This window comes from Rhizobium sp. NFR03 (assembly GCF_900111275.1).
Classification (GTDB): Bacteria; Pseudomonadota; Alphaproteobacteria; order Rhizobiales; family Rhizobiaceae; genus Ferranicluibacter.
The window spans coordinates 329,834-343,992 of the sequence record NZ_FOGR01000003.1 but is presented as its reverse complement, the minus strand read 5'-3'; the positions used below and the strand labels follow the sequence as shown (position 1 = coordinate 343,992).

The following is a 14,159-nucleotide window of genomic DNA, read 5'->3' as shown; positions in this document are numbered from 1 at the left end:
TCAGGGGATTTCAGGCCGCATGGGTCTCAGTCCCGATGATCATCCGGATAAGGACATGCAATGAGTGAAGCTCTGAACAGCCTCGCGACCTATCTTCGGGAAACCAGTGGCGCCCTTTTCGCCGAAGCGAACATCGCTTTCGGAGATCTGACGCTGACGACGACCGGCGAGAATATCGTCGCGCTCCTCACGTTCCTGCGCGACGATGCCCGCTGCGGTTTCGTGAACATTATCGACGTGTGCGGCGTGGACTACCCATCCCGTGCAGAGCGCTTCGATGTGGTCTACCACCTCCTGTCGCCGAAGCAGAACCAGCGTATCCGCGTCAAGGTCGCGACGTCGGAAGAAGAGCCCGTCCCGTCGATCTGCAGCGTCTTCCCCGGGGCCGATTGGTTCGAGCGCGAAGCCTACGATATGTACGGCATCCTTTTCACCGGTCACCCGGACCTCCGCCGCATCCTCACCGACTACGGCTTCGAGGGCTACCCGCTGCGCAAGGATTTTCCGCTCACGGGTTATGTCGAGGTTCGATATAACGACGAAGCGAAGCGCGTGGTGTATGAACCGGTCGAGCTGAAACAGGAATTCCGAAACTTCGACTTCTTGTCGCCTTGGGAGGGGACGGACTACGTTCTGCCCGGTGACGAGAAGGCGAAGTGATCAGTGAGTAGCGAATAGCTTTTCGAATAACGACAGACGGGGAGGCGATCGATAGACCCCTACAAAGACCTGAAAGTCTGGCAGCAGGCGGTCGAGTTGGCCGTAAGCTGCTATCAATGCACATCAGGCTTTCCCAAACAGGAGATGTTTGGTCTAACGGGTCAGATAAGACGTTCGGCGACATAGATTGCGGCGAACATCGCGGAAGGTCATGGTCGAGAGAGTGCAGGAAGCTTCATTCAGTTCCTGCGTATTTCCCAAGGCTCTCTCAAGGAACTGGAAACGCATTTGTTGATTGCTCGACGCGTTGGGCTCTTGCCGGTTGGTGAGGCCGAACATCTGGATGGACGATGCAATGACATCGGAAAAATGGTACGGGCTCTGATCAGGAGTCTGCAAGGATCCTCACGATGAAGACGGATAAGCCCGCGCGCCTCGAAAACTATTCGCTATTCGCTATTCGCTTCCGCTTCGGAGCACGCACATGAACGAACATAATATCCGCAACTTCAATATCAATTTCGGGCCGCAGCATCCGGCCGCACACGGCGTTCTTCGCCTCGTGCTGGAGCTTGACGGGGAAATCGTCGAGCGGGTCGATCCGCATATCGGCCTCTTGCATCGCGGCACCGAGAAGCTGATCGAGGCGAAGACCTATCTGCAGGCTCTGCCGTATTTCGACCGTCTCGACTACGTCGCGCCGATGAACCAGGAGCATGGCTTTTCGCTCGCAGTCGAGAAGTTGACCGGCACGGTCGTCCCGATCCGCGGTCAGCTGATCCGCGTGCTTTATTCCGAAATCAGCCGCATCCTGTCGCATCTGCTGAACGTTACCACGCAGGCAATGGACGTCGGCGCGCTGACGCCGCCTCTCTGGGGCTTCGAAGAGCGCGAAAAGCTGATGGTGTTCTACGAGCGTGCCTCCGGCTCGCGCATGCACGCCGCCTACTTCCGTCCGGGCGGCGTTCACCAGGATCTTCCGCACGAGCTGGTCGAGGATATCGGCAAGTGGATCGATCCGTTCCTGAAGACGGTCGACGATATCGACGACCTTCTCACCGGAAACCGCATTTTCAAGCAGCGCAACGTCGACATTGGCGTCGTCAGCCTTGAAGATTGCTGGGCCTGGGGCTTTTCGGGCGTCATGGTTCGCGGTTCGGGTGCTGCGTGGGATCTGCGCAAGTCGCAGCCCTACGAATGCTACGCTGACATGGATTTCGATATTCCGATCGGCAAGAACGGCGACTGCTACGATCGTTACCTGATCCGCATGATCGAAATGCGTGAGTCGGCCAAGATCATGCGCCAGTGCGTGGATCGTCTTCTGGGCGACGCAAAGGTCGGCCCGGTCTCCTCGCTCGACGGCAAGGTCGTGCCCCCGAAGCGGGGCGAGATGAAGCGGTCGATGGAAGCTCTGATTCACCACTTCAAGCTCTACACGGAAGGCTACCACGTGCCGGCCGGCGAAGTTTACGCCGCGGTCGAGGCGCCGAAGGGCGAATTCGGCGTCTATCTCGTGTCGGACGGCACCAACAAGCCGTATCGCTGCAAGATCCGTGCGCCAGGCTACGCCCATCTCCAGGCGATGGATTACATCTGTCGTGGCCACCAGCTTGCCGACGTCTCGGCCATTCTCGGCTCGCTGGATATCGTGTTCGGGGAGGTCGATCGCTGATGCTCGACCGTTCCGTCGCCGCCCGCCGTTTCGTCATCCAGACGCTCGACCGCCTTCTGGCCCAGTCGGCCAAGAACGGGCAGTCTTCCGCCGCGGCCGATCGCCGCGAACAAAATTCATCCGGGTCCGAGCCGCTGTTCACCAGCATGTTCGCCGGATCGAGAAACTGAAATAGGGTGCGGTAAACATGTCCGTTCGTCGACTAGCCGATGAAACCGTCCAGCCGCAGCAGTTCGCGTTCAGCGATGCAAATGCTGCCTGGGCTCAGACCACGATCCGGAAGTATCCGGAAGGCCGCCAGCAGTCCGCTGTCATCCCGCTGTTGATGCGGGCACAGGAGCAGGACGGCTGGGTCACCAAGGCCGCGATCGAGAGCATCGCCGACATGCTCGACATGCCATACATCCGCGTTCTCGAAGTGGCGACCTTCTATACCCAGTTCCAGCTGAAGCCGATCGGTACGCGGGCGCACATCCAGGTCTGCGGTACGACACCCTGCATGCTGCGCGGCTCGGAGGAGCTGATCGCACTCTGCAAGCGCAAGATCCATGGTCAGCCGCTGACCCAGAACGAGAGCGGTACGCTCTCGTGGGAAGAGGTCGAGTGTCAGGGCGCCTGCGTCAACGCGCCGATGGTGATGATCTTCAAGGACAGCTATGAAGACCTCACGGTCGAGCGGCTGGAAGAGATCATCGACGCTTTCGACGCCGGTCGTGGCGCCGAGATCGTTCCGGGCCCGCAGATCGACCGCATTTTCTCCGCGCCGATCGACGGTCTGACGACGCTGACCGAAGAGCCCACGGCGCAGCGCAACCAGGTTACCGAGCCTCCGGCACCGCCCGCGCCGGCAGAGGGAGCTTCGGTTCCTCCGTCGGAAGCCGGCCGTCCGAAGAGCACGGATGCCGAGACCAATCCGACCATGAAGACGCCGGCGACCGCCAAGGGCGAGGCCGCAGCGAACGCGAAGACGGAGGGCGGCGAGACCAAGGACGCCGCAACGGTCGATACGCCGGAGGGCGGCGAAAAGACCGACCTGACGGCTGGTGCCGGGAAGCCGGCGCCTGAGGGAAAATGATATGACGGTCGGGCACCGTTGCGCCTCGTTTCGGCGCACGGTTGCTCTGGCCACGGGCTGCGAAGCCTTGTACACCGGAACGATCGGCAGCCGCCGGCGACCGGTGCCAAGAGGCAAAGACGGCAGCCCGAAGAATGGACGCAAGGACTGACCCGCTTGACGGCGGATCCACATTCTCGAAGAATCGGCGGACTGAGCCATGCTTGACGATAAAGATCGCATCTTCACCAATCTCTACGGCCTTCACGACAAGTCGCTGAAGGGCGCTATGTCGCGCGGCCACTGGGACGGCACCAAGCAGATCCTGGAAAAAGGTCGCGACTGGATCATCAACGAGATGAAGGCGTCCGGTCTGCGCGGTCGCGGTGGCGCTGGCTTCCCGACGGGCCTCAAGTGGTCCTTCATGCCGAAGGAGAGTGACGGTCGCCCGCACTACCTCGTCGTGAATGCCGACGAATCCGAACCCGGCACCTGCAAGGACCGTGACATCATGCGTCACGATCCGCACACGCTGATCGAAGGCTGCGTTATCGCCAGCTTCGCCATGGGCGCGCACGCGGCGTATATCTACGTTCGCGGCGAGTACATGCGCGAGCGCGAGGCTCTGCAGGCTGCCATCGACGAATGCTATGATGCGGGTCTTCTCGGCGCGAACAACAAGCTCGGCTGGGACATGGAGATCTTCGTCCACCATGGTGCCGGAGCCTATATCTGCGGTGAGGAAACTGCGCTGCTCGAAAGCCTGGAAGGCAAAAAGGGCCAGCCGCGCCTCAAGCCGCCGTTCCCGGCCAATATGGGCCTTTATGGCTGCCCGACGACGGTGAACAACGTCGAGTCGATCGCTGTCGCACCGACGATCCTTCGTCGCGGCGCGGGCTGGTTCTCGTCGATCGGCCGCCCGAACAATGTCGGTACGAAGCTGTTCATGGTTTCCGGCCATGTCAACAAGCCCTGCACCTTCGAAGACGCGATGGGAACGCCGTTCCGCGAGATGATCGAACGGCATTGCGGCGGCGTACGCGGCGGCTGGGATAATCTTCTTGCCGTTATTCCCGGCGGCTCGTCCTGTCCCGTGGTCAAGGCCGAACACATCATCGATGCTCCGATGGACTTCGATGGGATGCGCGACGTGAAATCGTCGTTCGGAACGGCCGCCATCATCGTGATGGATCGTTCGACGGATATCATCAAGGCTATCTGGCGCCTTGCAGCATTTTACAAGCACGAGAGCTGCGGCCAGTGCACGCCCTGCCGCGAAGGCACGGGCTGGATGATGCGCGTCATGGAGCGCATGGTTCAGGGTCGCGCCCAGAAGCGGGAAATCGACATGCTGTTCGATGTGACGAAGCAGGTCGAGGGGCACACGATCTGCGCACTCGGCGATGCGGCCGCATGGCCGATCCAGGGCCTGATCCGTAACTTCCGCCCCGAGATGGAAGCCCGTATCGATGAATACACGCGCAACGCCTCCTCGCATGGCGCCGTTCTGCAAGCTGCGGAGTAAATGAATGACAACGTCGCCGTACGACGATGAGCAGGCCGGACCCGCATGTGAGCAGAGCCCTTCGTCGTCTAAGGGCGATCCTGCGGGATTTGCTGGCTGGACAAAGGAGGGCGGTCCGCCCTTGCCTCCGCTGATGCAGCACCCGACGGCTTCGGTTGCAGCGGCAGCAGCGATGGGTTTTGGAATGGCAAGCCATTTTGCAGGCTTCATGCTCGGTGCGATGCAGGGCTTCATGGAAGCAGCGCAGAAGGCAGCGGCCACCGCCGAGGCAGAGCGTCAGGCGGGGCACGGGACGGAATCTGCTGGAAAAGCGGAAGGCGCACCGGGCAGAGCGGTTGAGCCCGGTATTGCCGATGAAGCTGCGCCGGAAACGGACGCTGGGCTTCCTGTCGAGCCGGTAACATCGATCAATGCGGCCGCTGCTGAAGCGACGGCTGCCGTCATGGAACGTGCGTCGGCGGCTGTTGCCGAGACAACTCCGCGAACCGCAAACGAGAAGCGCCCGGCGGCAAAGCCGGTACGCGTCCGGCGGGGCAAGGTGGCTGACGACCTGAAGAAGATCTCGGGCATTGGTCCGAAGCTCGAGCAGGTCCTTAAGAGTTTCGAGGTCACGCGGTTCAGCGAGATCGCGGCTTGGGACGAGAACGACATTGCCCGGTTTGACCGGGAACTGAATGTGAGTGGTCGGATCGTAAGGGACCGCTGGGTTGAACAGGCCAAGGTTCTCGCCAAGAGTTGAGAACGGACGCCGGACGGCGGGTGACCCTGAGATAGAAGCAGGAGCTTCTGCAAGCGGTCGCGCATCAGGGCTCTGACCCGCATGGATGATCGAGGCCGATGGCCTCGGGACAGATTGGGCCGCTAAGGCCCTTTGACGATCGATCCGTCGCTTGAAGACCGGCGGAAGAAGACAGGATTGAGTGCGAAGATGGCAAAGCTGAAAGTCGACGGAAAAGAGATCGAAGTCCCGGATCATTTCACGCTGCTTCAGGCATGCGAGGAAGCCGGCGCCGAGGTTCCGCGCTTCTGTTTCCACGAGCGGCTGTCGGTTGCCGGCAATTGTCGCATGTGTCTGATCGAGGTGAAGGGGGGGCCGCCAAAGCCGGCTGCCTCCTGCGCCATGGGCGTGCGTGACCTGCGCCCCGGCCCGAATGGAGAAACGCCGGAAGTCTTCACGAACACCCCGATGGTCAAGAAGGCCCGCGAAGGCGTCATGGAATTCCTGCTGATCAACCATCCGCTGGACTGCCCGATCTGCGATCAGGGCGGCGAATGCGACCTGCAGGACCAGGCGATGGCCTTCGGCGTCGATTCGACTCGCTACAACGAGAACAAGCGTGCGGTCGAGGACAAGTATATCGGTCCGCTTGTGAAGACGGTCATGAACCGCTGCATTCACTGCACGCGTTGCGTTCGCTTCACGACCGAGGTCGCCGGCATTGCGGAACTGGGCCTCATCGGTCGCGGTGAAGATGCCGAGATCACGACCTATCTCGAGCAGGCGATGACGTCGGAACTTCAGGGCAATGTTGTCGATCTGTGCCCGGTCGGCGCGCTGACGTCCAAGCCCTACGCGTTCAACGCTCGTCCGTGGGAACTCGGCAAGACCGAGTCGATCGACGTCATGGACGCCGTTGGTTCGGCTATCCGTGTGGATACGCGCGGTCGCGAAGTCATGCGCGTGATGCCGCGCATCAACGAAGAGATCAACGAGGAGTGGATCTCCGACAAGACCCGCTTCATCTGGGATGGCCTGAAGACCCAGCGGCTCGATCGCCCCTATGTGAAGAAAGACGGCCGTCTGCAGCCCGCCAGCTGGGGTGAGGCGTTCGCGGCCATCAAGGCTGCGGTGGCGGGAACGAGCGGCGAGCGAATCGGCGCGATTGCGGGCGATCTCGCATCCGTCGAGGAGATGTACGCGCTGAAGAGCCTGATGACGGCGCTCGGTTCCGCAAATATCGACTGCCGCCAGGATGGCGCAGCGCTCGATCCCTCGCTCGGCCGTTCAAGCTATCTCTTCAATCCCACGATCCAGGGCATTGAAAACGCTGACGCGCTGCTGATCATCGGTGCAAATCCCCGGTTCGAAGCGTCTGTGCTGAACGCCCGTATCCGCAAGCGCTTCCGGATGGGAAAATTCCCGATTGGCGTCATCGGCGAAGCGGCCGAACTGCGCTATTCCTATGACTACCTCGGCGCAGGCACGGACTCGCTCGGCGAACTGCTCGCCGGCCGTGGAAGCTTCTATGAGGTGCTGACGAAGGCCGAGCGTCCGATGATCATCATCGGGCAGGGCGCACTTATCGGCGAAGGTGGCGCGTCTGTTCTCGCTTCCGCTGCTAAGCTTGCGGGCGCGATCGGTGCTGTTTCCGAAGGCTGGAACGGCTTTGCCGTGCTTCATACGGCGGCAGCACGTGTCGGCGGCCTCGACCTCGGCTTCGTGCCGGGTGCGAATGGCAAGACGGCGCACGAGATGGTGACGGGCACGGACGTGCTGTTCCTGCTGGGTGCCGACGAGATCGATCTGGCAACCCGCATGAGCGGCTTCACGGTTTATATCGGCTCGCATGGCGACAATGGCGCGCATGGTGCAGATGTCATTCTTCCCGGTGCGACCTACACCGAGAAGTCCGGCATTTGGGTCAACACCGAAGGCCGCGTCCAGATGGGCAATCGTGCCGGCTTCGCGCCGGGCGAAGCCCGCGAGGACTGGGCCATCCTGCGGGCCTTGTCCGACGTCCTCGGCAAGAAGCTGCCCTTCGATTCGCTGACCGATCTCCGGCGCAATCTGGTGGCGGAATTCCCTCATTTCGGCGATGTCGACATGATCGCCGAGGCAGTTGACGGCGAAATTGCCGCACTTGCACAAAAAGCCGGTGAGATGACCAAATCCGTGTTTGCGTCTCCGGTGAAAGACTTCTATTTGACGAACCCGATAGCGCGCGCTTCCGCGGTCATGGCCGAATGTTCGGCGCTGGCACGCAGCAACTTCAAAGCGGCAGCGGAATAAGCGCGGGAGAATAAGGCACCATGGACGGTTTTCTTTCGACCTACGTCTGGCCGGCGGCCATCATGATCGGCCAGTCGCTTCTGCTGCTGGTCGCCCTCCTGATCTTCATCGCCTATATCCTGCTGGCAGACCGCAAGATCTGGGCGGCAGTGCAGATGCGCCGTGGACCCAACGTGGTGGGCCCCTTCGGACTTTTCCAGTCCTTCGCCGACCTTTTGAAGTTCGTCGTCAAGGAGCCGGTCATTCCCGCCGGCGCGAACAAGGTTCTCTTCCTGCTTGCCCCGCTGGTGTCGGTGACGCTGGCGCTCGCGGCCTGGGCCGTCGTTCCGCTGAACGACAACTGGGTCATGGCAAATATCAATGTCGGCATTCTCTACGTGCTCGCCATCTCTTCGCTCGAAGTCTATGGCGTCATCATGGGCGGCTGGGCGTCGAATTCAAAGTACCCGTTCCTGTCTGCCCTGCGCTCCGCCGCGCAGATGGTGTCCTATGAAGTGTCAATCGGTTTCGTCATCGTCACCGTGCTGCTCTGCGTCGGCTCGCTGAACCTGACGGATATCGTCAATTCGCAGCGTGACGGCCTCGGCACGATGATGGGTCTTCCAGGCTCGTTCCTCGACTGGTACTGGCTGCCGCTGTTCCCGATGTTCATCGTCTTCTTCATCTCGGCGCTTGCCGAAACGAACCGGCCGCCCTTCGATCTTGTCGAAGCCGAATCCGAACTCGTGGCCGGCTTCATGGTCGAATATGGTTCGACCCCGTATATGATGTTCATGCTCGGCGAGTACGCTGCCATCTGCCTGATGTGCGCGCTCACCACGATCCTCTTCCTCGGTGGCTGGTTGCCTCCGGTTGACGTCTGGTTCCTCAACTGGGTTCCCGGTATCATCTGGTTCGTGCTGAAGGCTTCGCTGGTGTTCTTCATGTTCGCGATGGTCAAGGCATTCGTGCCGCGTTATCGCTACGACCAGCTGATGCGTCTTGGCTGGAAGGTTTTTCTTCCGCTGTCGCTCGTCATGGTCTTTATCGTTGCAATCACGCTGAAGCTCGGTGGATGGGCCTGATGCCCGTCCGGAGCTTCGTGACAGTCGCTGGCGTCTCCCAGGCCAGCTCATTCGGAGGTAAATGATGGCCGCCATTTCGCAAGCCGTCAGATCGCTGTTCCTCAAGGAGTTCGTCGGCGCGTTCTTCCTGTCGATGCGCTATTTCTTCGCACCGAAGGCGACACTGAACTACCCGTTCGAAAAAGGCCCGATCAGCCCGCGTTTCCGTGGGGAGCATGCGCTGCGTCGCTACCCGAACGGGGAAGAGCGCTGCATCGCCTGCAAGCTGTGCGAGGCGATCTGTCCCGCCCAGGCCATCACCATCGAAGCCGGCCCGCGCCGTAACGACGGCACGCGCCGTACGGTGCGTTACGACATCGACATGGTGAAGTGCATCTATTGCGGCTTCTGCCAGGAGGCCTGCCCAGTCGATGCCATCGTCGAGGGGCCGAATTTCGAATTCGCCACCGAGACGCGCGAAGAGCTTTACTACGATAAGGAACGCCTTCTTTCGAACGGCGATCGCTGGGAGCGCGAAATCGCCCGCAACATCGGTATGGACTCGCCGTACCGCTGAGGTTACGGCGCCTCTCGGCGAAGTGTCGCCCGCCCGGGCGGCGATAAACTGGAAATTTGGGTGCCGACCGGACCTCTCCGGTCGGCCAGGAACGGTCTGCGCAAAGGCACATCGTTCCGGGGAAGACGAAAAAGGCACCGGTCATGGGTCTGCAGACTCTATTCTTCTATCTCTTCGCCTTCATCGCCGTCGCATCGGCGTTCATGGTGATCTCGGCCAGGAACCCGGTTTACTCGGTCCTGTTCCTCATCCTGTGCTTCTTCAACTCGGCGGGTCTGTTCCTGCTGACGGGGGCCGAATTCCTCGCAATGATCCTGCTCGTCGTCTATATCGGCGCCGTTGCGGTTCTCTTCCTCTTCGTCGTGATGATGCTCGACATCGACTTCAAGCAGCTTCGTTCGGGCGTGCTCGACTATGCGCCGGTGGGCGCTCTGGTCGGTTTGATCCTCGCCGCCGAGTTGATCATCGTCGTTGCCGGCAGCACCTTTTCTCCGGAGATTGCAAAGACCGTGTCGATGCCTATCCCGGCCGTGACCGACCGAACCAATACCGCCGCCCTCGGCGACGTCATCTACACCCATTACATCTACTACTTCCAGATTGCCGGCCTCGTGCTGTTCGTCGCCATGATCGGCGCGATCGTGCTCACGCTGCGCCATCGCCCCAACATCAAGCGCCAGAACATCTCCCAGCAGGTCGCCCGCGTTCCCGCCACCGCCGTCGAGGTGGTCAAGGTCAAGCCGGGGCAGGGGCTCTGAGCCGGTACTGAAGGTCAAGGACACACATCATGGAAATCGGTATTTCCCACTATCTGACCGTCAGCGCCATCCTGTTCACGCTGGGCGTCTTCGGCATCTTCCTCAACCGCAAGAACATCATCGTCATCCTGATGTCGGTGGAACTCATCCTGCTCGCGGTCAACATCAACATGGTCGCCTTCTCGTCGTTCCTCAACGACATCACCGGCCAGGTGTTCGCGCTGTTCATTCTGACGGTCGCCGCGGCGGAAGCTGCCATCGGTCTTGCAATTCTCGTCGTCTTCTATCGTAACCGCGGCTCCATCGCGGTCGAAGACGTCAACATGATGAAGGGCTGATCGGCCATGGATACCATCATCAAAGCCGTCGTCTTCCTGCCGCTCATCGGCTTCCTGATCGCGGGCCTCTTCGGTGCGAAGATCGGCGCCAAGGCGTCCGAATATGTCACGACCGGCCTCATGGCCGTCGTCGCCGTCCTGTCCTGGGTGGTGTTCTTCCATGTCGGTCTCGGCGAAACGGAGATGATCAAGGTCTCCGTCATGCGCTGGATCCAGTCCGGTAACTTCGACACCGAATGGGCCTTCCGCGTCGATACGCTGACGGCTGTCATGTTCGTCGTCGTCAACACCGTGTCGTTCCTGGTGCATCTCTATTCGATCGGATACATGCACCACGATCCGCATCGCCCGCGCTTCTTCGCCTATCTCTCGCTCTTCACCTTCGCCATGCTGATGCTGGTGACGTCCGATAACCTGCTGCAGATGTTCTTCGGCTGGGAAGGCGTGGGTCTTGCGTCCTATCTGCTCATCGGCTTCTGGTACAAGAAGCCGTCGGCCAGTGCTGCGGCCATGAAGGCGTTCATCGTCAACCGCGTCGGTGACTTCGGCTTCGCGCTCGGCATCTTCGGTGTCTTCGTTCTCTTCGGTTCGATCTCGTTCGAAACCATCTTTGCAACTGCCGCGACTTACCTTCCGGCAGAAGGTGCGGCGAATGCAGCCGAGCCGGTCATTACCCTGTTCGGCATGCATCTCGATCGCGCGGACGCGGTCACCGGTGTCGCGCTGCTGCTCTTCATGGGGGCCATGGGCAAGTCGGCGCAGTTTCTGCTGCACACGTGGCTGCCCGACGCCATGGAAGGCCCGACCCCTGTTTCGGCGCTCATCCATGCCGCGACGATGGTGACGGCCGGCGTCTTTCTCGTTGCCCGCATGTCGCCGGTGTTCGAACTGTCGCCGACGGCCCTGACGGTCGTAACGCTGATCGGAGCGATCACCGCCTTCTTCGCGGCAACCGTCGGTCTTGTCCAGAACGACATCAAGCGCGTCATCGCCTATTCGACATGTTCGCAGCTTGGCTACATGTTCGTCGCGCTCGGCGTCGGTGCCTATGGCGCAGCCGTGTTCCACCTCTTCACGCACGCCTTCTTCAAGGCGCTTCTGTTCCTGTGCGCCGGGTCGGTCATCCATGCCGTCGATGGCGAGCAGGACATGCGCCACATGGGCGGCCTGCGTCCACACATCAAGATTACCTTCGCGATGATGCTCATCGGAACGCTGGCCATCACCGGCGTTGGCATTCCCTTCACGCCGGTCGGGTTTGCTGGCTTCTTCTCCAAGGACGTGATCATTGAGGCGACCTATGCATCGCATTCGCCTCTCTCGGGCTTCGCCTTCACGCTGCTGGTCATCGCCGCTCTGTTCACGAGTTTCTACTCGTGGCGCCTGATGTTCCTGACCTTCTTCGGCAAGCCGCGCGCGAGCCACGAGGTCATGCATCATGTGCATGAATCGCCGATGGTCATGCTGCTGCCGCTGTTCGTTCTCGGCTTCGGCGCGGTCGTTGCCGGCTTTCTCGGTGAAGGCTACTTCTACGGCCACGAATATGCGGAGTTCTGGCAGGGCGCACTGTTCACATCCGCCGAGAACGAGCTGCTGGAGGAATTCCATCACGTTCCGGCTCTCGTCGCGCTCAGCCCGTTCATCGCCATGGTGCTCGGCTTCGTGACCGCCTGGTATTTCTACATCAAGTCGCCGGAAACGCCGAAGGCGCTGGCGCGCCAGCATCGCGGCCTGTATCAGTTCCTCTTGAACAAGTGGTACTTCGACGAGCTTTACGACTTCCTGTTCGTGCGTACAGCCAAGCGCCTTGGTACCTTCCTCTGGAAGGAAGGTGACGGTCGGGTCATCGACGGCTTCGGTCCGAACGGGGTTGCGGCCCGGGTTATGGACGTCACGCGCGGCGTGGTTCGCCTGCAGACCGGTTACCTTTATCACTATGCGTTCGTGATGCTCATCGGCATCGCTGCGCTCGTTACCTGGATGATGCTCGGGAGCTCCTTCTGATGACCGATTGGCCTATTCTCTCGGCGGTCACCTTCCTGCCGCTGGTCGGCGTTGTGCTTCTGCTTCTGATGCGTGACGACAGCGCCGCCGGTCGTCGCAACGTGCTCAACATCTCGCTGGCGACGACGGTTGTCACCTTCCTGCTGTCTCTGTTCATCTGGGCCGGGTTCGACAATGCGAACCCGGGCTTCCAGATGGTCGAGCGCCACGCTTGGCTGGGCACTGGCATATCCTATCATCTGGGCGTGGACGGCATCTCCATGCTGTTCGTCATCCTGACGACATTCCTGATGCCCTTCTGCGTCCTGGCCAGCTGGCACTCGGTGGAAAAACGCATCAAGTCCTACATGATCGCCTTCCTGCTGCTGCAGGTGGTCATGACCGGCGTGTTCGTCTCGCTCGATATCGTGCTCTTCTACGTGTTCTTCGAAGCGACCCTGATTCCGATGTTCGTTATCATCGGTGTCTGGGGTGGCAAGGAGCGCGTCTATGCGAGCTACAAGTTCTTCCTCTACACGCTGTTCGGTTCGGTCCTCATGATGCTCGCCATCATGGCGATGTATTGGCAGACCGGTACGACCGACATGGTCGAGCTTCTCAAAGCCGGCTTCCCCGCCGGCATGCAGACCTGGCTCTGGCTCGCCTGCTTCGCAGCCTTCGCGGTCAAGATGCCAATGTGGCCCGTCCACACCTGGCTTCCGGATGCGCACGTTCAGGCGCCGACGGCGGGGTCCGTTATCCTCGCCGGCGTCATGCTGAAGCTCGGTGGCTATGGCATGATCCGCATCTCTCTCGGCATGTTCCCGCTGGCCTCCGACCAGTTCGCACCGCTCGTCTTCACCCTGTCCGTTGTCGCCATCATCTACACGTCGCTGGTCGCCATGATGCAGCAGGACATCAAGAAGCTGATCGCCTACTCGTCCGTCGCCCACATGGGTTACGTCACCATGGGTATCTTCGCTGCGAACGTGCAGGGCGTGCAGGGCGCGATCTTCCAGATGCTCTCGCACGGCATCGTCTCCTCGGCGCTCTTCCTCTGCGTCGGCGTGGTTTACGATCGCCTTCACACCCGCGAGATCTCCGCCTATGGTGGTCTCGTCAACAATATGCCGAAATACGCTGTGATCTTCATGATCTTCACGATGGCGAACGTCGGTCTTCCCGGTACGTCCGGCTTCGTCGGGGAAATCACGACACTGCTCGGCGCCTTCCGCGCCAATACATGGGTGGCCTTCTTCGCCACGACCGGCGTCATTCTTTCGGCCTGCTACGCGCTCTGGCTCTATCGCCGCGTCATGTTCGGTGCGCTGGAGAAGGAGAAGCTGAAGGCTCTGCTCGACCTGTCGCCGCGTGAAAAGGTGATCCTCTATCCCCTCGCGGTGCTCACCATCTTCTTCGGCGTCTATCCGGCGCCGGTCTTCGATGCCACGGCGGCTTCCGTCGATGTGCTGGTCAATAACTACACGACCGCCGTTCAGGCAGCGCAGTCCCTTGCGCTCTCGGCAAACTGACGAC

12 protein-coding genes and 2 pseudogenes are annotated in these 14,159 nt (G+C 60.8%); all 14 read left to right on the top strand.

Annotation, left to right across the window (positions count from 1 at the left end; genetic code table 11):
* Positions 1–60: 60 nt before the first annotated feature.
* Positions 61–660: an NADH-quinone oxidoreductase subunit C gene (locus BSG19_RS11380; protein ID WP_092987896.1), complete on the top strand. Its 600-nt coding sequence runs from the start codon at positions 61–63 to the stop codon at positions 658–660.
* 51 nt (positions 661–711) lie between these two features.
* Positions 712–1,074, top strand: a pseudogene (locus BSG19_RS11375) (four helix bundle protein).
* 70 nt (positions 1,075–1,144) lie between these two features.
* Complete coding sequence (locus tag BSG19_RS11370; protein ID WP_092987894.1) at positions 1,145–2,335, top strand: NADH-quinone oxidoreductase subunit D; 1,191 nt, start codon at positions 1,145–1,147, stop codon at positions 2,333–2,335.
* Positions 2,335–2,505, top strand: a complete 171-nt coding sequence (locus BSG19_RS26040; RefSeq protein WP_170865933.1) for a hypothetical protein — start codon at positions 2,335–2,337, stop codon at positions 2,503–2,505. Before BSG19_RS11370 ends, BSG19_RS26040 begins: the two co-directional genes overlap by 1 nt.
* A gap of 17 nt (positions 2,506–2,522) precedes the next feature.
* Positions 2,523–3,311 (top strand): annotated as a pseudogene (gene nuoE, locus BSG19_RS11365) (NADH-quinone oxidoreductase subunit NuoE); the annotation flags it as partial.
* A 298-nt stretch (positions 3,312–3,609) separates the two neighbouring features.
* Positions 3,610–4,914: an NADH-quinone oxidoreductase subunit NuoF gene (gene nuoF, locus BSG19_RS11360; RefSeq protein ID WP_092987890.1), complete on the top strand. Its 1,305-nt coding sequence runs from the start codon at positions 3,610–3,612 to the stop codon at positions 4,912–4,914.
* 4 nt (positions 4,915–4,918) lie between these two features.
* Positions 4,919–5,653 (top strand): NADH:ubiquinone oxidoreductase, encoded by a 735-nt coding sequence (locus tag BSG19_RS11355; protein ID WP_139274756.1) that lies wholly within the window; start codon positions 4,919–4,921, stop codon positions 5,651–5,653.
* A gap of 189 nt (positions 5,654–5,842) precedes the next feature.
* Positions 5,843–7,924 (top strand): NADH-quinone oxidoreductase subunit NuoG, encoded by a 2,082-nt coding sequence (gene nuoG, locus BSG19_RS11350; RefSeq protein WP_092988459.1) that lies wholly within the window; start codon positions 5,843–5,845, stop codon positions 7,922–7,924.
* A 20-nt stretch (positions 7,925–7,944) separates the two neighbouring features.
* Positions 7,945–8,988, top strand: coding sequence for an NADH-quinone oxidoreductase subunit NuoH (gene nuoH / locus BSG19_RS11345; RefSeq protein ID WP_092987886.1), 1,044 nt, complete (start codon positions 7,945–7,947; stop codon positions 8,986–8,988).
* A 64-nt stretch (positions 8,989–9,052) separates the two neighbouring features.
* Positions 9,053–9,544 carry an NADH-quinone oxidoreductase subunit NuoI gene (nuoI, locus tag BSG19_RS11340; protein ID WP_062468397.1) on the top strand — a complete coding sequence of 164 codons (492 nt, stop codon included), beginning with the start codon at positions 9,053–9,055 and terminating at the stop codon, positions 9,542–9,544.
* 143 nt (positions 9,545–9,687) lie between these two features.
* Positions 9,688–10,302, top strand: a complete 615-nt coding sequence (locus tag BSG19_RS11335) for an NADH-quinone oxidoreductase subunit J (RefSeq protein ID WP_092988458.1) — start codon at positions 9,688–9,690, stop codon at positions 10,300–10,302.
* A gap of 29 nt (positions 10,303–10,331) precedes the next feature.
* Positions 10,332–10,640, top strand: coding sequence for an NADH-quinone oxidoreductase subunit NuoK (nuoK, locus tag BSG19_RS11330; RefSeq protein WP_062468393.1), 309 nt, complete (start codon positions 10,332–10,334; stop codon positions 10,638–10,640).
* Positions 10,641–10,646: 6 nt separating this feature from the next.
* On the top strand, positions 10,647–12,644 hold the full coding sequence (nuoL, locus tag BSG19_RS11325; protein ID WP_092987884.1) for an NADH-quinone oxidoreductase subunit L: 1,998 nt from the start codon (positions 10,647–10,649) through the stop codon (positions 12,642–12,644).
* Positions 12,644–14,155 (top strand): NADH-quinone oxidoreductase subunit M, encoded by a 1,512-nt coding sequence (locus BSG19_RS11320; RefSeq protein ID WP_092987882.1) that lies wholly within the window; start codon positions 12,644–12,646, stop codon positions 14,153–14,155. Before nuoL ends, BSG19_RS11320 begins: the two co-directional genes overlap by 1 nt.
* Positions 14,156–14,159 lie beyond the last annotated feature (4 nt).